Below are 22,142 nucleotides of genomic sequence, written 5' to 3'. Positions count from 1 at the left end.
TTCCGTCCCCTTCACAGCAGCGGCGATGCAAGCGCCAGCAGGTTGTTGCGCAGCCGCCGCAGCGGCGACCATGCGCGGACCTCGTCCAGCGTGATCTCCTTGCTGCGGGCAAGATAGCTGTCCTGCCGCGCATCCAGATCGGCCACGCCCTGCATGTCCAGCACCGCCATGTTCACCTCGTAGTTCAGTTCGAAGCTGCGACGGTCCAGATTGGCGCTGCCGACCATGGCGACGCGCCCGTCCACGGTCATGATCTTGGCATGAAGCAGGCCCGGCTGGAACAGCTGCAGCCGCACCCCCGCCGCCAGCAGCCCGTACCAGAAGCCCTGGCTGGCGGCCCCCACGATCATGCTGTCGTTGCGGGCGGGCAGGATCAGCGTGACCTCGACCCCGCGCCGTGCGGCAGCGCGGATCGCCGCGTCCAGCGCCGCGTCCGGCACGTAATAGGGCGTGGTGATGGTCACGCTGCGGCGTGCGGCATGAAGCATCCCCGCCATGCAATCGGATATGCTGCCCGAGCGCATGTCCGGGCCCGTTGCCACGACCTGCGCCACCTGCCCGCTGCCCGCGACCGGCTCGACCATCTGCAGCATGTGACCCAGGTCGCGTCCGGTATAGCTCATCCAGTCGGCCAGGAAGACCGATTGCAGCTGGCGCACGACCGGCCCCTCGACCGCGATCAGGATGTCGACCCAAGGGGCGAAGCGGGCCTTCACGGCAAAGGCCTGATCGGCGCAGTTGCGGCTGCCGGTAAAGGCCAGGCGGTTGTCGATCACCATGATCTTGCGGTGGTTGCGCAGATCCAGCCGCTGGAACAGGACGCTGATGAAGGGCAGCCCCCAGGGAAAGGCCGTCACGCATTCGGCCCCCGCCCCCTGCATCCGGTGCCATAGCTCGGACCGCACCAGCGCACGGGAACCCAGCGCATCGACGATCACGCGGCATTCGACGCCGCGGGATTCGGCGCGGATGATGGCCTCGGCGATCTTGGCGCCGCTGGCATCGGGCAACCAGATGTAGAACATGACATGGACATGATCCGTCGCGCGGTCGATCGCATGGACCAGCCGGTCGATGGCCGCGTCCGATTCCTCGAGCAGGCGCAGCCGGTTGCCCGACAGCGCGGGCATGCCCCCGACGGATGCGTTGGAATCGACCAGCACCCGCAGCCCGTCGGGCAGGTCCTGCTGTTCGGCGGGGCTGCGTTCGCGCAGGCCCGTCAGGCGGTCGCGGATGTCGGCCATGCGCTGGACCTCGGCCTGGTTCATCCGAACCTCGCCAAAGAGGATATAGGCCAGGATCCCGACAAGGGGCACGGCCTCGACCACCATGATCCATGCGACGCGCGATGCGGGTTCCAGCCGCGGGCGCAACAGCACGCGGATGATGATCGCCCATGTCAGCGACGTATGAAGCAGATAGAACAGCGTGGCCCACATGCGCGCATCATCCGCGCGCCCCCCGGCAATTGCAATTCCCCGCCGACCGGTCTATCTGCGAGCCTTGAAACAGCCACAGGTCGCCCGCGATGAACTGGATCACCAACTACGTCCGCCCGCGCATCAATTCGCTCTTCTCGCGGCGCGAGGTCCCAGAGAACTTGTGGACCAAATGCCCCGATTGCGGGACGATGCTGTTCCACCGCGAATTGTCGGACAACCTGAACGTCTGCACGAATTGCGACCATCACTTGGCGATCACCCCGCGTGAACGCTTCACCGCGCTGTTTGACGGCGGCGTCTTCCGCGAGGTGAAGGTCCCCGAGCCCGTGGCCGATCCGCTGCAGTTCCGCGACCAGAAGAAATACCCCGACCGGATGAAGGCCGCACAGCGTTCCACCGGCGAAAAGGAGGCGATGCTGGTCGCCGAAGGCGAGATCGGGCGCACGCCCATCATCGCCGCGGGCCAGGATTTCAGCTTCATGGCCGGGTCGATGGGCATGTATGTCGGCAACGCGATCATCGCGGCGGCCGAACGCGCGGTTCAGACCGGACGCCCGCTGGTGCTGTTCTCGGCCGCAGGGGGCGCGCGGATGCAGGAAGGCATCCTGTCGCTGATGCAGATGCCGCGCACGACCGTGGCGGTGCAGATGCTCAAGGAGGCGAACCTGCCCTATGTCGTGGTGCTGACGCATCCGACGACGGGTGGCGTCACCGCCAGCTATGCCATGCTGGGCGACGTGCAGATCGCCGAACCGAACGCCCTGATCTGCTTTGCGGGCCCGCGCGTCATCGAACAGACCATCCGCGAAAAGCTGCCCGAGGGCTTCCAGCGCGCCGAATACCTGCTGGAACACGGCATGCTGGACCGCGTGACCCATCGCAAGGCGATGAAGGACGAACTGGTGTCCATCCTGCGCATGCTGACGGGCAAGCCCGCGCCGACCCGCGCGGATCTTCCCGCGCCGGTGGCCGAGGCCCTGCCCGAACCCGCGCCGGAACCGACCGCCGAAAAGACCGAATAAGACCGGACAACCACGCAGCTTGGGGGGCCGGGGCTGCCCCCCGGCATGCGGGCCATGAGCCATATCGACGACTTCCGATCCGACCTGATCCTGCAGCGGCTGATGGCGCTGCATCCCAAGATCATCGACCTGTCGCTGGACCGGATGCACCGCATCCTTGCGGCCCTGGGCAATCCCGAACGCAGCATCCCGCCCGTGATTCACATCGCGGGCACGAACGGCAAGGGCAGCACCCAGGCCATGATCCGCGCGGGCCTCGAGGCCGGGGGCGCGAAGGTCCATGCCTATACCTCGCCGCATCTGGCGCGGTTCCACGAACGCATCCGGCTGGCGGGCGATCTGATCCCCGAACCCGACCTGGCCGCCGCGCTGGAGGAATGCGAGGCCGCCAATGACGGCCAGCCCATCACCTTCTTCGAGATCACGACAGCCGCGGCCTTCCTGGCCTTTTCACGGACCCCTGCGGATTGCACGCTTCTGGAGGTCGGCCTTGGCGGGCGGCTGGACGCGACAAATGTCGTGGACGATCCGCGCCTGACGATCATCACGCCGGTCAGCATCGACCACACCCAGTACCTGGGCGAGACGCTGGAACTGATCGCCGCCGAGAAGGCGGGCATCGTCAAGCCCCGCGTGCCGGTCATCGTCGGCCCGCAGGAAGACGACGCCCTGCGCGTGATCGAGGCCAGGGCCCAGGGGCTGACCGCCCCCATCATCGCGCATGGGCAGCACTGGATGGCGCAGCCCGACCGCGACGGCATGGTGTTCCAGGACGATCACGGGCTGTGGGATCTGCCGCTGCCGAACCTGATCGGGGCGCACCAGGTCCAGAACGCGGGCACCGCCCTTGCGGCCCTGCGCGAACTGGGCGCGACCGAGGATCAGGCCCGCGCCGCCGTCACTCGCGCCGAATGGCCGGCCCGGATGCAGCGCCTGACGCGCGGGCCGCTGGTGACGCTGGCGGGCCGGGCCGAATTGTGGCTGGACGGGGGTCACAACCCCGCGGGCGGCAAGGCCGTCGCCGCGACATTGGCCACGCTGCCGCGCAGGCCGACGCATCTGGTCTGCGGAATGCTGAACACCAAGGATATCGGTGGATATCTTCGGCCGCTGGCCGATCAGGCGCAGTCGCTGACCGCGATCGACATTCCGGGTGAACCGAACACCCTGCCCGCACATGTGACCGCCGAACAGGCGATCGCCGCTGGCATGACGGCCCGGACCGCCGAGGATGCCGAACGTGCCATCGCGCAGATCGTCGCGACCGAACCCGATGCGCGCATCCTCATCTGCGGATCGCTCTATCTGGCGGGGCGCATCCTTCGCGCGAACGGCTGAGGCAATGCAAAAAGGGGCGGTGCGTTTCCGCACCGCCCCCCGGGCCTCTGCCCTGATCCGGATCGGATCAGAAGCGGTAAGCCGCGCGGACCTGCACCATGTCGGTGTCCAGATCCAGACCGTCGATGTTGTCGAGGTCGTTGAAGTCCTGGCGGGTATATTCCGCACCGACCGTGACCTTCTCGGTGACCTTGAAGTCCGCACCGATGCCGTAGGTGAACGCGGTTTCCGAGAAATCGACGCCGCTGTTCAGGTCCTGCGACAGGTGGGCCGCACCGGCGGTCACGTAGGGCAGGAAGCGGCCCATGTCGTAACCTGCACGGGCGCGCAGACGGGTCAGGTCGCCCTTCTCGTCCTGGTCGTTGATGTCGATCTGGTTGTAGTCCAGTTCACCGCCGACGACGAACTTGCCCATGTCGTGCATGTAGCCGCCATGGATACCGTAGGCGTCGAAATCGTCCGAGCTGACTTCATCGCCGTCGAAGTCCAGATCGGCGTTACCCTTGCCCCACTGCGCACCGGCATAGAAGCCGGTCCAGTCCGAGGCGCTCTCGACGATGACGGGCTCGACTGCGGCCGGAGCGGTCTCGACGACGGGAGCGGTGTAGCCGCCTGCATGGGCCGAAACGGCGATCAGGCTGGCACCCAGTGCTGCAATAGCGAATTTCATGGCAAACCTCCAAAGTCTGTATTTGCTTGGGGTGATCTAGGCCCATCGCCGGGGGACCGGAAGACCGGCGCGGGGCACCCATGCCCGCCCGTGTCGAAGCCGCAACCACGCGCTTGTGACGCCCCGTGACGGCACTTGCGGGAACGCCTTCATCCGCTGACATCACCGATCACGAGCCATGCCACGACACTGTCACAATTTGCACATTGTGCATTTTATTTCATGGGGCATCTTGCAAAAGATTTTCCAGAGACGGGTCCGCAAACCCTTGGTTTTCAACGGGCACGGCCCATGAAATGCGGTGGGCGCCTGGATACCCATTCGAAGAATCGCGCCAGTTCGGGATGCGATCTCAGTGCCTCGACCGTGTTGTAGCGGCGGGCAAGCTCGCCCTCCTTCAGGGCCTTGTGGATCGTCTTGTGGCAGATGTGGTGCAGAAGCACCGTCTCGCCGCCCTTGCCGCCCTTCAGCTTCGGGATCAGGTGATGGACGCTCTGGGGGGCATCCGCGGGGATGGGGCGCAGGCACAGGGGGCAGACCGGGTCTGACGCAACCGTGACCGTTTCCTCGACATATCGCTGTTTACGCATCTTTCCCTCTGCCGTTACCTGTTGCTTCACCCCAGCCCAGACCGCGAAAGGACATTCCATGCCCACACGCCGCCTCGTCATGACGGGTGCAGGTGCCGCCTGCGCCCTTGCAGCGGCCCCCGCGCTTGGCCAAACGCCCGAACGCAGCAATCCGATGCCGCCGGAACTGCGCGAGGCCCTGGAACGCGATCCGACCGCGCCGGTGCTGGGCAATCCCCAGGGCAATATCACCCTGACCGAGTTCTTCGATTACAACTGCCCCTTCTGCCGCAAGATGGTCGGCCTTGTGCAGCAGCTCGTTTCGGCCGAACCCGACCTGCGCATCGTCTATCGCGAATGGCCGGTCTTCGGGCCGGGATCGGAATTCGCGGCCAAGGCGTCGCTGGCATCCCTCGGGACGGGCAAGTACTGGCAGCTGCATCACGCGCTGATGACCATGCGCGGACCCGCCGATGCCGCCAGCACCATGCGCGTCGTGGGCAGCGTCGGTCTGGACGAGGAACAGATCCGTCGCGACATGCTGGCCGAGGCGCCCGAGCGTCACATCACCAACAGCTTCCTTCTGGCCGATCACATGGGGCTGGTGGGCACGCCCAGCTTCATCTGCGGGGACGAACTGGTCTTCGGAGAGCTGACCCTGACCCAGCTGCGCGATCTGGTCGCGCGCGGGCGTCGGACGATGGGCGTCTGACCCTTACAGGTCGGGTTCACCCATCCGCGCGGCCCCAGCCGGCATCCTGCATCTCTCGCAGGCGGCTGGCCGTGCGCTCGAACTCGAAGCTGCCCTCGCCTTCGCCGTAAAGCCGCTCGGGTTCGTCGGCGGCGCTGGCGATCAGCCGGACCTTGGCCTCGTACAGCGCGTCGATCAGCGTAACGAAGCGCTTGGCCTCGTTGTAATTGGCGCTGTTCAGCCGCGGCACCCCGTCGAGGATCAGCACCCGGACCTTCGAGGCCAGCATCAGGTAATCCGCCGCCCCGAGCGGACGCCCGCACAGATCCCAGAACCCCGCGCGGGCCACATCGCCGGACATGGCCTGCAGTTCGACCTGGCGGCCCTTGACCTCGAAGCTGGCGGGTTCGGGCTGTGCGCCATCGGTCAGCGCGTCCCATTCCGCGTCCAGCGCCTGGCGCGCATCGGCATTCACCGGGGTGAACCAGATGGGCGACCCTTCGCGGTTCTGGCGATAATCGTTGTCGCTGTCGAGGCAGACCACCGCCATGCGTTCGCGCAGCAGCGTGATGAAGGGCAGGAACAGCTGCCGGTTCAGCCCGTTCTTGTACAGATCCTCGGGGACGCGGTTCGAGGTGGTGACAACCGTCACGCCCTGATCGAACAGCACCTGGAACAGCCGCCCCACGATCATCGCATCCGCGATGTCGGTGATCTGCATCTCGTCGAAGCACAGAAGCCTGACCTTGGCCGCGACGCCCATGGCGACGGGGCGGACCGTGTCCTGGTCCCCGCGCTTGCGGGCCTCTTCTAGGCCTGCCTGGATCTCCTGCATGAATTCGTGGAAATGCACCCGGCGCACCGCGATGCCCTGATCGCGCGCGGCCCCGGCCATCAGGTCCATCAGCATGGATTTCCCGCGCCCGACCCCGCCCCACAGATAGAGCCCCCGACCGCCCGTCACCGCTGCGGGTTCGGATCCGCCGCCGAACAGCGACCGCCAGCCGCGCCTGGCCGGGGCCGCAGGGGCCGGTGCCTGCGACAGGTCGCCCAGCACGCGGTCCATTTCCGGCAGGACGGCCTTTTGCGCAGGATCGGGGCGGATTTCGCCCGCATCGGCCTTTCGGCCATAGATTTCCGCGATCCTGCCCATGCCCTGCCCCTTCGATAAGCCGCCCCGATGCCTGCCACAGGCCCGAAGCCCCGTGCAAGTCCGCATCGCGCTTGACCGCGTCGCGCGGCCCATGCAACCCAAGTGCCCGTATCGTCATCCGAGAGGCCGCCATGACCCGTCCCGCACCGCGTCCCGACATGATCGGCGGCAAGCCCGTCCTGTTCGTCATGGCGGCCGAGCCCGAATACGGCCCCCGGCTGCGCGCACGCATCACCCCCCTGATGACCGGCATCGGCCCGATCGAGGCCGCGGTGCAGCTGACCGCCGCCCTTGCCGCGATGGAGGAGAAGCCCGCACTGGTCGTCTCGCTCGGCTCGGCCGGGTCGGCGCGGCTTTTGCAGACCGAGATCTATCAGGTGGGCGCGGTCGCTTGGCGCGACATCGACGCATCGCCCCTGGGCTTCGATCGCGGGCGCACGCCGCTTCTGGACCTGCCGCGCGTGGTCGATTTGCCGCACCGCATTCCGGGCCTGCCCGCAGCCACCCTGTCCACCGGCGGCAATATCGTCACCGGCCCCGCCTATGGCATGATCGAGGAGGACATGGTCGACATGGAAACCTTTGCGATCCTGCGCGTCACCCAGCATTTCGGGCTTCCGTTGATCGGCCTGCGCGGCATCTCGGACGGGGCCGAGGAGGTGTCGCAGATGGTCGACTGGACCCAATATCTGGACATCATCGACGGCAAGCTGGCCCGTGCGATCGATGCGCTGGAGGATGCGATCCGGGGCGGCTCGCTTGTCCTGCCGGGGGACAGCGCCTAAACGGGCGGGGCTTCCCTCAAGGACGAACGGACCCGACATGGCACGCGGCGCGAAAATTCAGGACGACCGACCCAGAGGAAGACGGATCGGAACGCTGGCGGCGCTCGGCCCCTTCCTGCGCCCCTATCGGATGCAGGCGCTGGCCGCGCTGGTGGCGCTTGTGGCGACATCCGCGATCAGCCTGATCCTGCCGCTGGCCGTTCGCCGTGTCATCGACAATTTCGACAATGGCGCGGGGCTTCTGGACCGCTATTTCGCGGCAGCGCTGCTGATCGTGCTGGGCCTCGCGGTGGGAACCGCTGCGCGATATTACTTCGTGTCGCGCCTGGGCGAACGTGTCGTGGCCGATATCCGCAAGGCCGTCCATGCGCGGGTCATCACCCTGGCCCCCGCCTATTTCGAGAAGGTGATGACGGGCGAGATCCTGTCGCGCATCACCACCGACACCACCCTGATCCAGTCGGTGATCGGGTCGTCCCTGTCCATCGCGCTGCGCAACCTGCTGCTGCTGATCGGGGGCCTGGGGCTTCTGGCCTGGACCTCGATCAAGCTGGCGGGGCTGGTCCTGCTGATCGTTCCGGGCGTCATGATCCCGATCATCGTGCTGGGCCGCAGGCTGCGAGAGCTGTCGCGCCGCAACCAGGACTGGATCGCCGCATCCTCGGGCGCCGCATCCGAAAGCCTGCTGGCCGCGCAGACGATCCAGGCCTTCACCCACGAAGATCGGAGCATCGCGCGTTTCGACGAGGTGACCGAACGCGCCTTCGACACGGCCCTGTCGCGGATCGGAACACGGGCGGTCATGACCGCCATCGTGATCTTCCTCATCTTCGCGGGTGTCATCGGCGTGTTGTGGATCGGGGCGCGCGACGTGCAATCGGGCGCGATGACCGCGGGCCAGCTGGTGCAGTTCGTGATCTATTCGGTGCTGGTCGCGGGCGCGGTCGGCGCCCTGTCCGAGATCTGGGGCGAATTGCAGCGCGCCGCCGGCGCGACCGAACGTCTGGCCGAGCTGCTGCAGGCCGATGACAGCCTGCCCGATCCGACCGATCCGCGCCCCCTGCCCGTTCCCGTGCAGGGGCGCATCGCCTTCGAGGGCGTGGCGTTCCATTTCCCCTCGCGCCCCGACCTGCCCGCCCTGGCAGGTATGGACCTGCGGATCGAACCCGGCGAGACCGTGGCCCTGGTCGGGCCTTCGGGGGCCGGCAAGACGACGATCATCCAGATGATCCAGCGGTTCTGGGACCCGCAATCGGGGCGCGTGACGCTGGACGGGATCGACCTGCGCGACATGGCGCGGCGCGACTTTAGGGCCCGGATGGCGCTGGTGCCGCAGGATCCGGTGATCTTCGCCGCCAGCGCGGCCGAGAACATCCGCCTCGGGCGCCCCGAGGCATCGGATGAGGAAGTGGCGGATGCCGCACGCGCCGCCCATGCGCATGATTTCATCGTGGCGCTTCCGCAGGGTTATGACACGCCCCTGGGCGAACGAGGCGTGACCCTGTCGGGCGGCCAGCGCCAGCGCATCGCCATCGCGCGCGCGATCCTGCGCGACGCCCCGGTGCTGTTGCTGGACGAGGCCACCAGTGCGCTGGACGCACAATCCGAAGCCCTCGTGCAAGAGGCGATCACCCGTCTGACCGAAGGCCGCACGACCATCGTCGTGGCGCACAGGCTGGCGACGGTGAAGAAGGCCGACCGCATCGTGGTGATGGAATCAGGGCGCATCGTGGCACAGGGCCGCCACGAGGATCTTGTCGCGGAAGGCGGGCTCTATGCCGATCTTGCGCGGATGCAGTTCACGGATGGCGCAACGGCCTGAAGGTTGGGGGCATGCCTTCCATCCGGCCATCGAGGCCGGCTGGAAGGCAGCGCGCCGCACGGCCTCGATGGCCGTTCGGCGCGCCCCTCCCGCGCTGTCATTTCCGTGCGGCATAGACGGCGGCCCAGTACCGCGTGCGACCATCCGCGCCGATGGCCTGGCCCACGCCGTAATCCTGCACCAACGGCTGATTGATGTTGGCCAGATGCCCTTGCGAGGCATTCCATTCCCGAAGCACACGCTGCAGATCGTAAGGCCCGGCGGCGATGTTTTCGGCAATGATCATCGGTTGATAATTCATGCGCTTGGCCCGGTCCGAGGGCATCTTGGCCCGACTGCCGAAATGCGTCATGCGCCCGCGTTTGGCCATGTCGCAGGCATGGCGCGCGGCGACCTCGGCCAGGACCGGGTCGGCCTGCACCGGCGGCAGACCCTTTCCCGCCCTGGCGCGGTTCGTCGCGGCGACGCCGATCCGGTTGGCCTCGGCCGATGCCGCGATGCATTCCGCATCCCCCGCCTCGGCCACCTGTACCGCATAGGGATCGACGGCCGGGCTCGATGACTTCTGGTCGGCACAGGCTGCAATGAATGTCAGTCCCGCAAGAGCAAGGACACGGATCGGGGCTTCGGATCGAAACATGAGCTTCTCCATCAACTCTCCTTAGGGTTGAACTCGGCATAAGCGATAAACGTTGCAAAATCCCTTAATTCGCCCCGGGCACAACCCCCTGGGGCGCGGCTTGCGGATTCCTGCCAAGGCTGCGCATGTTCGGCGGGTAATGACGCGGCGTTTCGGGGGGTCGGCGGGCCCAAGCCCTTGCCCGGCATGCGCAATCCGGCCCATCCTGCCGCCCGAGGGGAAGGGTCGGGAACAGGCCCTTCAAGGGAGGAAGCGATGGGAAAGTTCAGCACCTACGAAGACCGTGACCGGATCGAGAGGGAAGGCCCCTACGAGGGTCGCGACCTGCCGATCACCATCTATGAATTCCTGTCGCGGACCGCGGCGCGGTTTCCCGACCGGCCCGCGCTGTCCTTCCAGCTGCTTGCGGGCCCCAAGGATCACGCCACGACCCTGACCTGGCGCGAGACTCTGGAACGCGTGACCGAGGCGGCGAACCTGTTCCGCAGCCTGGGCGTCGGCCCGCAGGACACCGTGGCCTATCTGCTGCCGAACAGCATCGAGACGCCGGTCGTCCTTCTGGCCGGTGCGACCGCCGGGATCGTGAACCCGATCAACCCGCTTCTGGACGCCCAGCAGATCGGCGGCATCCTGCGCGAAACCAATGCCAAAATCCTCGTCACGCTGCGGGCATTCCCGAAATCGGACGTGGCACAGAAGGCGGCCGAGGCCGTGGCGTCGGCGCCGAACGTCACCCACGTCGTCGAAATCGACCTGAACCGCCATCTGCGCGGCCCCAAGCGCTTCATCGTGCCGCTGATCCGTCCCAAGGTTCCGACCAGGCATCACGCCAAGGTGCTGAACTTCGAGGCCGCGGTCAGTGCGCAGAAGCACACGCGCCTCGAATTCGACGACCCGCGCGAAGATCGCATTGCCGCCTATTTCCATACCGGCGGCACGACCGGCACCCCCAAGGTCGCGCAGCACAAGTATTCGGGCATGATCTACAACGGCTGGCTGGGGGGCACGCTGCTGTTCGACGAAACGGACGTGCTGATGTGTCCGCTGCCGATGTTCCACGTCTTTGCGGCCTATCCGGTGCTGATGTCCTGCATCGCGTCGGGCGCCCATGCCGTGATGCCCACCCCCGCGGGTTATCGCGGCGAGGGCGTCTTCGACAATTTCTGGAAGCTGATCGAACGCTGGCAGGCGACCTTCCTCATCACGGTGCCCACCGCCATCGCGGCCCTGATGCAGCGCCCAGTCGATGCCAATGTCGGATCGCTCAAGACCGCGCTGTCGGGGTCCGCGCCCCTGCCGATCGAGCTGTACAACCGTTTCAAGGCAGCCACCGGGGTCGAGATATCCGAGGGCTACGGCCTGACCGAGGCGACCTGCCTTGTCAGCTGCAACCCCGTCGCGGGGGTCAAGAAGGTGGGGTCCGTGGGGATCCCCCTGCCCTATACCCATGTCCGCATCCTGAACCATTCCGACAGCGGGCAGGTGCATGAATGCGGCGTGGACGAGGTGGGCGAAATCTGCGTGGGCAATCCCGGCGTCTTCCCCGGCTCGACCTATACCGAGGCCGACAAGAACCACAACCTGTTCGCCGAGGAGCGTTACCTGCGCACGGGCGATCTGGGGCGCATCGACGCCGACGGATATCTGTGGATCACGGGCCGCGCCAAGGACCTGATCATCCGCGGCGGGCACAATATCGACCCCGCCGAGATCGAGGAGGGGCTGCTGTCCCACCCCGCCGTCGCCTTCGTGGGCGCGATCGGCCAGCCCGACAGCTTCGCGGGCGAACTGCCCTGCGCCTATGTCGAGCTGACGACCGACGGCCATGTCACGGTCGAGGAACTGCTGGCACATGCGAAATCGCATATCCACGAACGCGCCGCGATCCCCAAGCATATCGAGATCCTGCCGGAACTGCCCAAGACCGCCGTCGGCAAGATATTCAAGCCCGACCTGCGCCGCATGGCCATCACCCGTGTCTATGACGCCGCATTGCAGGGCAGCGGCGCACATGTGACCGAGGTGGTCGAGGACAAGAAGCGCGGCCTCGTGGCCCATATTTCGCGCGATGGCGCAGATGAGGGGGACGTGAAATCCCGGCTGGGTCAGTTCACCTGCCAGTGGGATTGGGTCTGAAAGGGCCTTGGGCCGCCAGAAACCGCATGACGGGGGCCGGACCGGTCCCCGCTGCCGCCCCTGCGGGCGATCCATGCCCGAAGGGGCGGCAATCCCCATGACGGTCGCGCATTCCTGAACTGCGGACGGGAACGGTTCCGCGGGGCCGGGCCTTCACCCCTCGACGCGTTGGCCAAGGGGACAGGACATGCCGATATTGTGGGAAAACATCATCTTCTTCGGGACCGCCGTGGTGGTCGCGTGGTTCGCGGCCTCGGCGATCTTTGCCGTGGCGCGCCGGATCCTGCGCAAGGGCGACGATTTCTGGAAGAACCTGGTGGCCCAGACCCGCGTGCCCGTCCGGCTGGCCATCCTGATCGCCTCGGTTTCCTTCGCCGCGAATTTCGCGACGCTTCCCGACAAGGAAGGCGGGCTGATCCGGCACCTGCTGCTGATCGCCTTCATCGCCTGCATCACGCTGATCGCGCGCGCCGCGCTGAACATCTGGATGAGCCTGCATCTGCGGCGCTACCGGATCGACGTGGACGACAACCTGATGGCGCGCAAGCACATCACCCAGTCGCGCATCCTGCAGCGCGTGGGCGGCATCCTGATCATCGCCATCGGGACCAGTGCGGCATTGATGACGATCGAGGGCGTGCGCCAATACGGCGTCAGCCTGCTGGCCTCGGCGGGGGCGGCGGGGATCGTGGTCGGTCTGGCGCTGCAACCGCTTCTGAAAAACATCTTCGCGGGCATCCAGCTGGCGCTGACCCAGCCCATCCGCATCGACGATGCCGTGATCGTCGAAGGCGAATGGGGCAATGTCGAGGAGATCAACGGCACCTATGTCGTGATCCGCATCTGGGACAAGCGCCGCCTTGTCGTGCCGCTGAACTACTTCATCGAGCAGCCGTTCCAGAACTGGACGCGGTCGGATTCCACCCTTCTGGGCACGGTGATGATCTATGTCGATTACCGCGCCCCGGTCGAGGAGATGCGCGCTGAGGCCAAGCGCATCGTCGAGGCATCCCCCCTGTGGGACCGCGACGTCTTCGTCCTGCAGGTCACCGATTTCCGCGAGACGGTGGTCGAGATCCGCATCCTGGCCAGTGCCCGCAGCGCGCCGCGGGCCTTCGATCTGCGCTGCGAGATCCGCGAGAAGCTGCTGATGTGGCTGCAGCAGTCGGGCCATGCCGCCATGCCCCGGGTCCGCGCCGAGATCGCCGCCTGATCAGAGGATTGCGCTGATGCTGCCGTCGCTTTCCAGGATCAGCGCCTTCACCTGGGACAGTTCGTTGCAACCTTGGGCGCGCATCGCGCTGAGGGCCTCGTCGCGGGTGATGCGTTCGCTCTTCATGGTGGCGTCGCAGAATTCGCCGTTACGCACCAGCAGGGTCGGTTCGGACCGCACGAAGGTGGCGAAGCGCCGCGACCGGACCGACAGGCTGGCCACGGCATATTGCATGCCGATCAGCAGCCCCAGGGCGGTCGCCCCTTCGGCCAGCGGGATGCTTTTCTGCAGCAGGATCGAGGCAAGGATCGACCCGATGGCCACCGTGACCACCAGGTCGAACGCATTGAGCTTGGCAAGCGTGCGCTTGCCCGAGATCCGCAGGAACAGCACCAGCATGACATAGGCCAGAAGCCCGATCAGGATGGTGCGGACGATGCCGGACCACCCCTGGAAGAACATTTCGGACCAGTCCATGCAGGTGCCTTCCTTGGTGTCAGCGCGTGAACTTCTTGTACTTCACGCGCTTGGGTTCGACCGAATCGGGTCCGAGTCGGCGGATCTTGTCTTCTTCGTAGGCTTCGAAATTGCCTTCGAACCATTCCACATGCGCATCGCCTTCGAAAGCCAGGATATGCGTGCAGAGACGGTCGAGGAAGAAGCGGTCGTGGCTGATGATGACCGCGCAACCCGCGAAATCCTCCAGCGCGGCTTCCAGCGCCTGCAGGGTTTCCACGTCCAGGTCGTTGGTCGGTTCGTCCAGCAGCAGCACGTTGCCGCCCGATTTCAGCAGCTTGGCCATGTGCACGCGGTTGCGTTCACCGCCCGACAGCTGGCCGACCTTCTTCTGCTGGTCGCCGCCCTTGAAGTTGAAGGCACTGCAATAGGCGCGGCTGTTCATCTGCGCATCGCCCAGCACGATCTGCTCGGCCCCGCCGCTGATCTCTTCCCAAACGGTGGCGTCCGGGCTCAGCGCGTCGCGCGACTGGTCCACATAGGACAGCTGCACCGTGTCGCCATAGCTGATCTCGCCCTCGTCGGGCTGCTCGTTGCCGGTCAGCATGCGGAACAGGGTCGATTTGCCCGCACCGTTCGGCCCGATGACGCCCACGATGCCGCCGGGCGGCAGGCTGAAGTCCAGCCCCTCGATCAGCAGCTTGTCGCCCATGGCCTTCTTCAGGCCCGTGACCTCGATCACCTTGTTGCCCAGGCGTTCGCCGTTCGGGATGATGATCTGGGCCCGCGACAGCTTCTCGCGCTCGGACTGGCTGGCCATCTCGTTATAGGCGCTGATACGGGCCTTGGATTTCGCCTGGCGCGCCTTGGCGCCGGCACGGATCCATTCCAGCTCGCGCTCCAGCACCTTCTGCTTGGACTTGTCCTCGCGGGCTTCCTGTTCCAGCCGCTTGGCCTTCTGTTCCAGCCAGGCCGAGTAGTTCCCTTCGTAGGGGATGCCGCGGCCGCGATCCAGTTCCAGGATCCAGCTGGTGATGTCGTCCAGGAAGTAGCGGTCATGCGTGACGCACAGGATCGTGCCCTGGTATTCGATCAGGTGCTTCTGCAGCCAGGCGATGGTTTCGGCGTCCAGGTGGTTGGTCGGTTCGTCCAGAAGCAGCATGTCGGGCGCTTCCAGCAGCAGCTTGCACAGCGCGACCCGGCGACGTTCACCGCCCGACAGGGAGGACACGTCCGCATCGTCGGGCGGGCAGCGCAGGGCCTCCATCGCGACGTCGATCTGGCTGTCCAGATCCCACAGGTTCTCGGCGTCGATCTGGTCCTGCAGCGCGGCCATCTCCTCGGCGGTCTCGTCCGAGTAGTTCATCGCCAGCTCGTTGTAGCGATCCAGCTTGGCCTGCTTGGCCGCGACACCCAGCATGACGTTGCCGCGCACGTCGAGGCTCTCGTCCAGCTGCGGTTCCTGCGGCAGATAGCCCACGGTCGCGCCCTTGGCGGCCCAGGCCTCGCCGGTGAAATCCTTGTCCCAGCCAGCCATCACGCGCAGCAGGGTCGATTTACCCGCACCGTTGACGCCGACGACGCCGATCTTGACGCCGGGGAGGAAATTCAGACGGATGTTCTCGAAGACCTTCTTGCCGCCGGCATAGGTCTTGGACACGCCGTCCATGTGGTAGACGAACTGATAGGACGCCATCGGAAACTCCTTGAAAGCTTTGCCCCCACATACGGCAAAGGGCGCGCCGGTGAAAGGTCAGCGTAGCTCGTCCATGAAGGCATCGCCCATCGTCCCGCGCAGGAAATCGTATTGCGGCGCCATGCGACGGGCCAGTTCCGCGTGCAGTTCGGGCGGCGGGACCAGCCCTTCGGGGTTCGCGAAGACCTTGTTGCCCGCATTCTCGTAGATCATCGGCCCGATGCCCAGATGATCCTCGACCGCTTCGAGCACGGCATGGGGGCGGGCCGCGATGCGCCCGAAGGGCAGGATCAGCATGTCGGGATAATGCGCCCGCCAGCGCGGCACATAGGAGGCGTAATCGCCACGGTCCTGCAGCACCGGATCGTCCAGCTCGGCCATCCATTCCGCGACGCTGGCCGGTTCGCGCCTTGCGCGGCGCAGGTTCATGCGCAGCTGCGACACGGCCCGATCCACCGGATCCCGCACCAGGTAGACAACGCGCGCCCTGGGCAGCAGACCCGACACGGCCGCCACGCCCTCGGGCGGCAGGGTCGAATATTCCGGCGTGAAATCCATCGCCATCGCATGGGCGGGCGCGGGCGCGAAGACGCGCTTGTACCACTGGTTGTGGAACATCTTGCCGCTGGTGATGCCGTCAAGATAGGCGTCCAGCGCCCCAGGCATGGGCACGCCGCGCGCCTTGTGACGGTCGCGGATTTCCTGCGGCTTGTTGCGGTAATGCCAGCGGATCCATTGCTGGTGGTCGGGCAGATGCAGGAAGTTGAAATACTGCACCTCCTTGAAGGGCGGTATCCAGACCTGCGGATGCTGACCCAGCATCTGCGCCAGCCAGGACGTGCCCGCCTTCTGCGCGCCGATGCACAGGGCGGCGGGCTTGCGCGGCGCGCCCTCGGGGTCGAAGGCGGGGCTGATCGTCATCATCGTCAGCGTCATGCCGGTCCTTTCGTCGGTCGCGGACCGGCAATCGCGTCAGAGCCGCCCCCACAGGTCGTATTCGCTGGCCTCGTCCACCGTGACCTGCACGATATCGCCGGGCGACAGGGCTTCAAACCCCTGATCGATGAACAGGTTGCCGTCGATCTCGGGGGCATCGGCCTTGGTCCGGCAGGTCGCGCCCTCCGCGTCGATGGAATCGACGATCACCTCGATCCGGCTGCCGACCTTGGCCTCCAGCTTGGCGGCGCTGATGGCCTGCGCCTTCTCCATGAACCGCTCGAACCGGTCCTGCTTGACCTCGGCGGGGACATGATCGGGCAGCAGGTTCGCACGGGCACCGGCGACGTTCTCGTACTGGAAGGCGCCGACGCGATCCAGCTGCGCCTCGTCCAGCCAGTCCAGCAGGGTCTGGAACTCGGCCTCGGTCTCGCCGGGGTAACCCACGATGAAGGTCGAACGCAGGGTGATGTCGGGGCAGATGCCGCGCCAGGCGGCGATCTCGTCCAGGGTCCTGGCCCCTGCCGCGGGGCGGGCCATGCGTTTCAGCACATCGGGATGGGCGTGCTGGAAGGGAATGTCCATGTAGGGCAGCACCAGCCCGTCCGCCATCAGCGGGATCAGGTCGCGCACATGCGGATAGGGATAGACGTAATGCAGCCGCACCCATGCGCCAAGCGACCCCAGATCGCGGGCAAGGTCGGTGATATGGGCGCGGTGACCGCGCTCGGTCTCGTATTTGCGGTCAAGGCCATAGGCGCTGGTATCCTGGCTGATGACCAGCAGTTCCTTGACGCCCGCCTCGACCAGCTTCTCGGCCTCGCGCACCACGGCATGGGCGGGGCGGCTGACCAGGCGGCCGCGCATGTCGGGGATGATGCAGAACTTGCACTTGTGATTGCAGCCCTCCGAGATCTTCAGATAGCTGTAATGCCGAGGCGTCAGGCTGACGCCCGATGCGGGCAGCAGGTCGATGAACGGATCGGGTTTGGGCGGCACCGCGCCATGCACCGCGTCCAGGACCTGTTCGTATTGATGCGGGCCGGTGACGGCCAGCACCTTGGGATGCGCCCCGGTGATATAGTCGGGTTCCGCCCCCAGGCAGCCTGTCACGATCACGCGGCCGTTTTCCTGCAGCGCCTCGCCGATGGCATCCAGGCTCTCGGCCTTGGCGCTGTCCAGGAACCCGCAGGTGTTCACGATCACCGCATCCGCGCCCTGGTAATCGGCGCTGATGGCGTATCCCTCGGCCCGAAGGCGCGTCAGGATGCGTTCGCTGTCGACCAGCGCCTTGGGACAGCCGAGGCTGACCATGCCGATGGTCGGCTGGCCGTCGCGGCGTTCATCGGGGATGCGCGCGCGCGCAAGGTCGGGGCGAAGTTCGGGCGGGTTCTGCTGCATCCGCCGCAGATAAGCGATTCGCGCGCGCCGCAAAAGGGGCAAGACAGGCAGCCCCCGCCGATTCCCACGCGGGCGTGGCCGAATTCGCCGGAACGTGACTTTCCCCGGCGGCCCTTTGCCGCGATCATCGCGGACATGAGACACAGCTTGCGCCTTGCCCTGCCCCTGATCGCCGCCCTCGGCGGGATCGCCCCCGCGGCCCATGCCCAGCAGGGCCGCTATATCGATGTGTGGAACGACAAGGGCGGCAACGTCCTGCAGATGGTCCAGCGGCGGCAGGACCTCGCGAAATCCGGCAAGACGGTGCGGATCCGCGGATATTGCCGGTCGGCCTGCACGATGCTGACGACCCTGCCCAATGCCTGCTTGGGGCCGGGCGCGCGGATCGGATTTCACGCGCCCCGCATTCCCAACACCCAGATCATTCCGCCCTATGTCGACCAGATCATGGGCAACTTCTATCGCGGGGGCATCCGCGACCGCTGGTTCGGCGGCTGGAACCGGTCGCTGGACATGCAGGTCATCACGGCGCGCGAATACGTGCGCCTCGACCCGCAGACCCGCATCTGCGACAGCATCAAGCTGAACTGATCATTCCCGCAGGCGCCAGCCGGTCGCGAAGATCCAGCGGATCACCGCCATGCAGATCACGACCATCAGCGCCACCGCGACCAGCGACACGCCCACCGGCACGTCGGCCAGCCCGAAGAACGACCAGCGGAACCCCGAGATGAGGTAGAGAACCGGGTTCAGCTTGGCCACCGCCTCCCAGAAGGGGGGCAGCATGTCGGCGGAATAGAAGGCCCCGCCCAGGAACACGAGCGGCGTGACCACCATCAGCGGGATGATCTGCAGCTGCTCGAAGTTCTTGGCCCACAGCCCGATGATGAAGCCCAGCAGACTGAAGCCGATCGCCGTCAGGAACAGGAAGGCCAGCATCCAGAACGGATGCAGGATGTTCGCCCCCACGAAGTAGAAGCTGGTCAGCAGGATCACGAAGGCGATCAGCATGGCCTTGGCCGCGGCCGCACCCACGAAGCCCATCGTCACCTCGATCCACCCCACGGGCGAGACGAGGTATTCGTAGATCGTGCCGCTGAACTTCGGAAAGTAGATCCCGAAGCTCGCGTTGCTGATGGATTGCTGCAGGATCGTCAGCATCATCAGGCCCGGCACGATGAAGGCGCCGTAGGGCACGCCCTCGACGGATTCGATCCGGCCCCCGATGGCCGCGCCGAAGACCACGAAATACAGCGTCGTGGAAATCACCGGCGACAGCAGCGATTGCATGATGGTGCGGAAGAACCGCGTCATCTCGTGGTGGAAGATGGCCCAGACGCCATACCAGTTGATCATGGTCATGCCGCGCTCTCCTTGGTGCCGTCGACCAGCGACAGGAACACCTCTTCCAGGTTCGATTGCCGGGTGGACACGTCGCGCACGCTGACCCCTTGGGCGGACAGGTCGCCCAGCAGCCGGGCGATGCCCGTGCGGTCGGCCTTGGCGTCGTATTCGTAATGCAGGCAATGCCCGTCATCCGACAGCGACAGGCCGCGATCGGCCAGCGCCTCGGGAACGGCGGGCAACGGATCGTCCAGCTCGATCGTCAGGGTCTTGGCCCCGAATTCGCCCATCAGTTCTGCAGTCGGACGCACCAGCAGCAGGTTGCCCTTGTTGATGACGCCCACGCGGTCGGCCATCTCCTCGGCCTCTTCCAGGTAATGCGTCGTCAGGATGATGGTCACGCCCTCGCGGCGCAGCTCGCCCACGACCTGCCACATCTCGCGGCGCAGGGCGACATCGACCCCCGCCGTGGGTTCGTCCAGGAACAGCACCTTGGGCTGGTGCGCCAGCGCCTTGGCGATCAGCACGCGGCGCTTCATGCCGCCCGACAGTTCCCGCGTGGCGGCGTCGCGCTTGTCCCACAGGGCCAGCGCCTTCAGGATGCGTTCGATATAGGCGTCGTCGCGCGGCATCCCATAAAGGCCCCGCGTGAACCGCACGCAGTTCATCACCTTCTCGAACGGCTCCAGCGCGATTTCCTGCGGGACCAGCCCGATCAGGCGTCGCGCCGCGCGCCAGTCCTTGCGGATGTCGTGACCGCCCACGCGGACCGTGCCGCCCGTGGGCGTCACCAGACCGCAGATGACCGAGATGAGCGTCGTCTTGCCCGCCCCGTTCGGTCCCAGGAGGGCGATGATCTCGCCCTCGTCTATCGACAGGCTGACGCCGTCCAGCGCCTTTGTCCCGCCGTCATATTGCTTCGAAAGATTGTCGATCTCGATGATCGCGGCCATGCGTATGTTTCCCGCTGTTTCGCGCCCTCGGGCTGGCAGATAGGCATGGGGGACCCCGATTGCCAGACGCGCGATCACATTCAGGTGGGCAGACGGCCGACGCTCATGTGGCGCTTGGTGCCGAAACCGGGGATGCGGGCGACCTCGAAACCGGCACCTGTCAGCGCGCGGCGGACATGGCCCGCGGCGGTATAGGTCGCGAAACTGCCGCCCGGAGCGGTGTGGCGACCGACCTCGGCCATGATCCCTTCGGACCACATCAGCGGGTTCTTGGCGGGCGAGAACCCGTCCAGGAACCACGCATCCGCCCGCCCGTCCCAGGCGGGCAGCGCATCGGTCACGTCGCCCAGCCGCAGCTGCAGCGCGACCTGCCCCACCGTGACGCAATCGCCCGCCAGCAACGCGTCCCAGCCCGCGCGCAGCTGCCCCGCCAGATCGGCCAGTTCGGGAAACGCCGCATGGGCCTGCGCCAGCTGCGCGGCGGTCATGGGATATGCCTCGAAGCTGGTCATGCGGACCCGGACATCCGCGATCCGCGCCAGCGCCAGCGCGTTCAGCCCGGTGCCGAAGCCCAGCTCGGCCACGTGAAAGCCCGGCACCAGTCGCGCGGGCAGGTCGTTGCCGTCCAGAAAGACATGACGCGTTTCGGCCAGCCCGCCTGCAAGGCTGAAATAGGGGTCGTCGAAGCGCGTGGACACGGGCACGCCCCCCTCGCGCCATTCCAGCGGCGGCTCGTATTCGGATGGATCGTCGGCTATGTGCATGGGGCGCAGCATTCGGGGATCGCGATGGAATTGGCAAGCGGGGCTTTGGTTCGGATCGCGGGCGGCGGCATTCTGGGGCTCGCCTGCGCATGGCGGCTGGCACGGCGCGGCGTGGCCGTGCGCGTCCACGAGGCCCGCACCATCGGCGCGGGATCCTCGGGCGGCCATGTCGGCGCGCTGGCACCCCATGTGCCGGAAAACTGGAACCCCAAGAAGGCCCTGCAGCTGACCAGCCTGCTGGCCGCCCCCGATTTCTGGTCCGAGGTCGAGGATACCTCGGGCCTGCCATCCGGTTACGGGCGCACGGGCCGTATCCAGCCCGTCGCGGATCGCGCGCAGCTGCCCCGGCTGCAGGACCGGATCGAGGCCTCGCGCGAACGCTGGCCCCGGGATGCCTGGATGTCGCTGACCGACGCGCCCGAGGGCCTCGTTCCCGACAGCCCCACCGGCCTGTGGCTGCATGACGGGCTGACGGCGCGACTGAACCCCCGTGCCGCGCTGGCGGCCCTTGCGGGCGCGATCCGCGCGAAGGGCGGCGAGGTGATCGAACACGATCCCGCGCCGCAGGATCACGCGCCCACCATCTGGGCCACGGGCACCGAAGGGCTGCTGCATCTGAACGACGCGCTTGGCCGCCGGATCGGCCAGGGGGTCAAGGGCCAGTCGCTGCTGCTGCGCCACGCCGCCCCGGGGGCCCCGCAGGTCTTCGCGGACGGCTTGCATGTCGTTCCGCACGAGGACGGGACCGTGGCGGTCGGTTCCACATCGGAAAACACCTTCGACCACGACCGCCCCGACGATCAGCTGGACGACATCTTGGCGCGCGCCGTGGCGATCTGCCCCGCGCTGCGGGATGCGCCCGTGATCGACCGTTGGGCGGGCCTGCGCCCCCGCGCCCGCAGCCGCGCGCCGGTCCTGGCAGGATGGCCCGACCGTCCCGGCCACTGGATCGCCAATGGCGGCTTCAAGATCGGCTTCGGCATGGCCCCGGTCATGGCCGACATGGCCGCCGATGCGGTGATCGCGGGACATGGCGATTTCCCCGACACGACCGCCCTGCCCTGACAGCCGCTTGCACCCGGCGACCGGCACGCGCATCCTGCATGGCGGA

21 protein-coding genes are annotated in these 22,142 nt (G+C 66.6%); 9 read left to right on the top strand and 12 right to left on the bottom strand.

Translation table 11 applies throughout. The annotated features are described in order from the left end of the window. Nucleotides 1–11: 11 nt before the first annotated feature. A complete protein-coding gene (cls, locus tag KO490_RS01455; RefSeq protein WP_216017611.1) occupies nucleotides 12–1,439 on the bottom strand; it encodes a cardiolipin synthase in 1,428 nt (475 codons plus the stop codon). An 89-nt stretch (nucleotides 1,440–1,528) separates the two neighbouring features. On the opposite strand from cls, the gene accD reads away from it, so the two are divergent. Both accD and KO490_RS01445 read left to right on the top strand, forming a co-directional pair. Further along, nucleotides 1,529–2,464 carry an acetyl-CoA carboxylase, carboxyltransferase subunit beta gene (gene accD / locus KO490_RS01450; RefSeq protein ID WP_216017610.1) on the top strand — a complete coding sequence of 312 codons (936 nt, stop codon included), beginning with the start codon at nucleotides 1,529–1,531 and terminating at the stop codon, nucleotides 2,462–2,464. A 54-nt stretch (nucleotides 2,465–2,518) separates the two neighbouring features. Next, on the top strand, nucleotides 2,519–3,802 hold the full coding sequence (locus KO490_RS01445) for a folylpolyglutamate synthase/dihydrofolate synthase family protein (protein WP_216017609.1): 1,284 nt from the start codon (nucleotides 2,519–2,521) through the stop codon (nucleotides 3,800–3,802). 67 nt (nucleotides 3,803–3,869) lie between these two features. Here the strand turns inward: KO490_RS01445 and KO490_RS01440 are convergent, their stop codons facing one another. Both KO490_RS01440 and KO490_RS01435 read right to left on the bottom strand, forming a co-directional pair. Beyond that, nucleotides 3,870–4,472 carry an outer membrane protein gene (locus tag KO490_RS01440; protein WP_216017608.1) on the bottom strand — a complete coding sequence of 201 codons (603 nt, stop codon included), beginning with the start codon at nucleotides 4,470–4,472 and terminating at the stop codon, nucleotides 3,870–3,872. 275 nt (nucleotides 4,473–4,747) lie between these two features. After that, entirely contained in the window at nucleotides 4,748–5,062 is a 315-nt protein-coding gene (locus tag KO490_RS01435) for an HNH endonuclease (protein WP_216017607.1), read from the bottom strand. Nucleotides 5,063–5,120: 58 nt separating this feature from the next. On the opposite strand from KO490_RS01435, the gene KO490_RS01430 reads away from it, so the two are divergent. Continuing rightward, a complete protein-coding gene (locus KO490_RS01430; RefSeq protein WP_216017606.1) occupies nucleotides 5,121–5,753 on the top strand; it encodes a DsbA family protein in 633 nt (210 codons plus the stop codon). A gap of 16 nt (nucleotides 5,754–5,769) precedes the next feature. Here KO490_RS01430 and zapE read toward each other — a convergent pair whose 3' ends face one another. After that, a complete protein-coding gene (gene zapE, locus KO490_RS01425; protein WP_216017605.1) occupies nucleotides 5,770–6,885 on the bottom strand; it encodes a cell division protein ZapE in 1,116 nt (371 codons plus the stop codon). A 131-nt stretch (nucleotides 6,886–7,016) separates the two neighbouring features. Here zapE and KO490_RS01420 point away from each other — a divergent pair, with 131 nt between their 5' ends. After that, a complete protein-coding gene (locus KO490_RS01420; RefSeq protein WP_216017604.1) occupies nucleotides 7,017–7,670 on the top strand; it encodes a 5'-methylthioadenosine/S-adenosylhomocysteine nucleosidase in 654 nt (217 codons plus the stop codon). 37 nt (nucleotides 7,671–7,707) lie between these two features. Next, nucleotides 7,708–9,492, top strand: coding sequence for an ABC transporter transmembrane domain-containing protein (locus KO490_RS01415; RefSeq protein WP_216017603.1), 1,785 nt, complete (start codon nucleotides 7,708–7,710; stop codon nucleotides 9,490–9,492). Between the two features lie 97 nt (nucleotides 9,493–9,589). Here the strand turns inward: KO490_RS01415 and KO490_RS01410 are convergent, their stop codons facing one another. Beyond that, nucleotides 9,590–10,144 (bottom strand): CAP domain-containing protein, encoded by a 555-nt coding sequence (locus tag KO490_RS01410; protein WP_252726938.1) that lies wholly within the window; start codon nucleotides 10,142–10,144, stop codon nucleotides 9,590–9,592. A 243-nt stretch (nucleotides 10,145–10,387) separates the two neighbouring features. On the opposite strand from KO490_RS01410, the gene KO490_RS01405 reads away from it, so the two are divergent. Both KO490_RS01405 and KO490_RS01400 read left to right on the top strand, forming a co-directional pair. Next, a complete protein-coding gene (locus KO490_RS01405) occupies nucleotides 10,388–12,268 on the top strand; it encodes an acyl-CoA synthetase (protein WP_216017602.1) in 1,881 nt (626 codons plus the stop codon). A 187-nt stretch (nucleotides 12,269–12,455) separates the two neighbouring features. After that, complete coding sequence (locus KO490_RS01400; RefSeq protein ID WP_216017601.1) at nucleotides 12,456–13,481, top strand: mechanosensitive ion channel family protein; 1,026 nt, start codon at nucleotides 12,456–12,458, stop codon at nucleotides 13,479–13,481. Here KO490_RS01400 and KO490_RS01395 read toward each other — a convergent pair whose 3' ends face one another. From KO490_RS01395 to rimO, 4 genes are read right to left on the bottom strand one after another with little or no spacing between them, the layout of a single operon-like run. Then, nucleotides 13,482–13,958 carry a DUF421 domain-containing protein gene (locus tag KO490_RS01395; RefSeq protein WP_216017600.1) on the bottom strand — a complete coding sequence of 159 codons (477 nt, stop codon included), beginning with the start codon at nucleotides 13,956–13,958 and terminating at the stop codon, nucleotides 13,482–13,484. It lies immediately after the preceding gene. 19 nt (nucleotides 13,959–13,977) lie between these two features. Beyond that, a complete protein-coding gene (gene ettA, locus KO490_RS01390; RefSeq protein WP_216017599.1) occupies nucleotides 13,978–15,633 on the bottom strand; it encodes an energy-dependent translational throttle protein EttA in 1,656 nt (551 codons plus the stop codon). A 57-nt stretch (nucleotides 15,634–15,690) separates the two neighbouring features. After that, complete coding sequence (locus tag KO490_RS01385) at nucleotides 15,691–16,569, bottom strand: sulfotransferase (protein ID WP_252726937.1); 879 nt, start codon at nucleotides 16,567–16,569, stop codon at nucleotides 15,691–15,693. Nucleotides 16,570–16,605: 36 nt separating this feature from the next. Then, nucleotides 16,606–17,970 carry a 30S ribosomal protein S12 methylthiotransferase RimO gene (gene rimO / locus KO490_RS01380; protein WP_216017598.1) on the bottom strand — a complete coding sequence of 455 codons (1,365 nt, stop codon included), beginning with the start codon at nucleotides 17,968–17,970 and terminating at the stop codon, nucleotides 16,606–16,608. A gap of 135 nt (nucleotides 17,971–18,105) precedes the next feature. Between rimO and KO490_RS01375 the strand changes: the two genes are divergently transcribed. After that, nucleotides 18,106–18,561 carry a hypothetical protein gene (locus KO490_RS01375; protein ID WP_216017597.1) on the top strand — a complete coding sequence of 152 codons (456 nt, stop codon included), beginning with the start codon at nucleotides 18,106–18,108 and terminating at the stop codon, nucleotides 18,559–18,561. Here KO490_RS01375 and KO490_RS01370 read toward each other — a convergent pair whose 3' ends face one another. The 3 genes from KO490_RS01370 to mnmD all read right to left on the bottom strand — a co-directional run bounded on the left by KO490_RS01370 (nucleotide 18,562) and on the right by mnmD (nucleotide 21,031). Then, a complete protein-coding gene (locus tag KO490_RS01370) occupies nucleotides 18,562–19,323 on the bottom strand; it encodes an ABC transporter permease (RefSeq protein ID WP_371822260.1) in 762 nt (253 codons plus the stop codon). It abuts the gene before it with no gap. A 5-nt stretch (nucleotides 19,324–19,328) separates the two neighbouring features. After that, nucleotides 19,329–20,267, bottom strand: a complete 939-nt coding sequence (locus KO490_RS01365; RefSeq protein ID WP_216017595.1) for an ABC transporter ATP-binding protein — start codon at nucleotides 20,265–20,267, stop codon at nucleotides 19,329–19,331. Between the two features lie 80 nt (nucleotides 20,268–20,347). After that, on the bottom strand, nucleotides 20,348–21,031 hold the full coding sequence (mnmD, locus tag KO490_RS01360; protein WP_216017594.1) for a tRNA (5-methylaminomethyl-2-thiouridine)(34)-methyltransferase MnmD: 684 nt from the start codon (nucleotides 21,029–21,031) through the stop codon (nucleotides 20,348–20,350). A gap of 24 nt (nucleotides 21,032–21,055) precedes the next feature. Between mnmD and KO490_RS01355 the strand changes: the two genes are divergently transcribed. After that, complete coding sequence (locus KO490_RS01355) at nucleotides 21,056–22,096, top strand: FAD-binding oxidoreductase (protein WP_252726936.1); 1,041 nt, start codon at nucleotides 21,056–21,058, stop codon at nucleotides 22,094–22,096. Nucleotides 22,097–22,142 lie beyond the last annotated feature (46 nt).

Source organism: Paracoccus sp. C2R09 (assembly GCF_018860625.1).
In the GTDB taxonomy this organism is placed as follows: Bacteria; Pseudomonadota; Alphaproteobacteria; order Rhodobacterales; family Rhodobacteraceae; genus Paracoccus.
This window is presented reverse-complemented; position numbering and strand designations above follow the sequence as displayed.

Bases quoted from the DNA above. Each gene is read 5' to 3' on its own strand.
- KO490_RS01410 (WP_252726938.1), bottom strand. From the start codon at position 10,144: ATGGAGAAGCTCATGTTTCGATCCGAAGCCCCGATCCGTGTCCTTGCT.
- KO490_RS01405 (WP_216017602.1), top strand. From the start codon at position 10,388: ATGGGAAAGTTCAGCACCTACGAAGACCGTGACCGGATCGAGAGGGAA.
- ettA (WP_216017599.1), bottom strand. From the start codon at position 15,633: ATGGCGTCCTATCAGTTCGTCTACCACATGGACGGCGTGTCCAAGACC.
- cls (WP_216017611.1), bottom strand. From the start codon at position 1,439: ATGTGGGCCACGCTGTTCTATCTGCTTCATACGTCGCTGACATGGGCG.
- rimO (WP_216017598.1), bottom strand. From the start codon at position 17,970: ATGCAGCAGAACCCGCCCGAACTTCGCCCCGACCTTGCGCGCGCGCGC.
- KO490_RS01385 (WP_252726937.1), bottom strand. From the start codon at position 16,569: ATGACGCTGACGATGATGACGATCAGCCCCGCCTTCGACCCCGAGGGC.
- KO490_RS01415 (WP_216017603.1), top strand. From the start codon at position 7,708: ATGGCACGCGGCGCGAAAATTCAGGACGACCGACCCAGAGGAAGACGG.
- KO490_RS01400 (WP_216017601.1), top strand. From the start codon at position 12,456: ATGCCGATATTGTGGGAAAACATCATCTTCTTCGGGACCGCCGTGGTG.
- KO490_RS01445 (WP_216017609.1), top strand. From the start codon at position 2,519: ATGAGCCATATCGACGACTTCCGATCCGACCTGATCCTGCAGCGGCTG.
- mnmD (WP_216017594.1), bottom strand. From the start codon at position 21,031: ATGCACATAGCCGACGATCCATCCGAATACGAGCCGCCGCTGGAATGG.
- accD (WP_216017610.1), top strand. From the start codon at position 1,529: ATGAACTGGATCACCAACTACGTCCGCCCGCGCATCAATTCGCTCTTC.
- KO490_RS01395 (WP_216017600.1), bottom strand. From the start codon at position 13,958: ATGGACTGGTCCGAAATGTTCTTCCAGGGGTGGTCCGGCATCGTCCGC.
- KO490_RS01440 (WP_216017608.1), bottom strand. From the start codon at position 4,472: ATGAAATTCGCTATTGCAGCACTGGGTGCCAGCCTGATCGCCGTTTCG.
- KO490_RS01435 (WP_216017607.1), bottom strand. From the start codon at position 5,062: ATGCGTAAACAGCGATATGTCGAGGAAACGGTCACGGTTGCGTCAGAC.
- zapE (WP_216017605.1), bottom strand. From the start codon at position 6,885: ATGGGCAGGATCGCGGAAATCTATGGCCGAAAGGCCGATGCGGGCGAA.
- KO490_RS01430 (WP_216017606.1), top strand. From the start codon at position 5,121: ATGCCCACACGCCGCCTCGTCATGACGGGTGCAGGTGCCGCCTGCGCC.
- KO490_RS01420 (WP_216017604.1), top strand. From the start codon at position 7,017: ATGACCCGTCCCGCACCGCGTCCCGACATGATCGGCGGCAAGCCCGTC.
- KO490_RS01375 (WP_216017597.1), top strand. From the start codon at position 18,106: ATGAGACACAGCTTGCGCCTTGCCCTGCCCCTGATCGCCGCCCTCGGC.
- KO490_RS01365 (WP_216017595.1), bottom strand. From the start codon at position 20,267: ATGGCCGCGATCATCGAGATCGACAATCTTTCGAAGCAATATGACGGC.
- KO490_RS01355 (WP_252726936.1), top strand. From the start codon at position 21,056: ATGGAATTGGCAAGCGGGGCTTTGGTTCGGATCGCGGGCGGCGGCATT.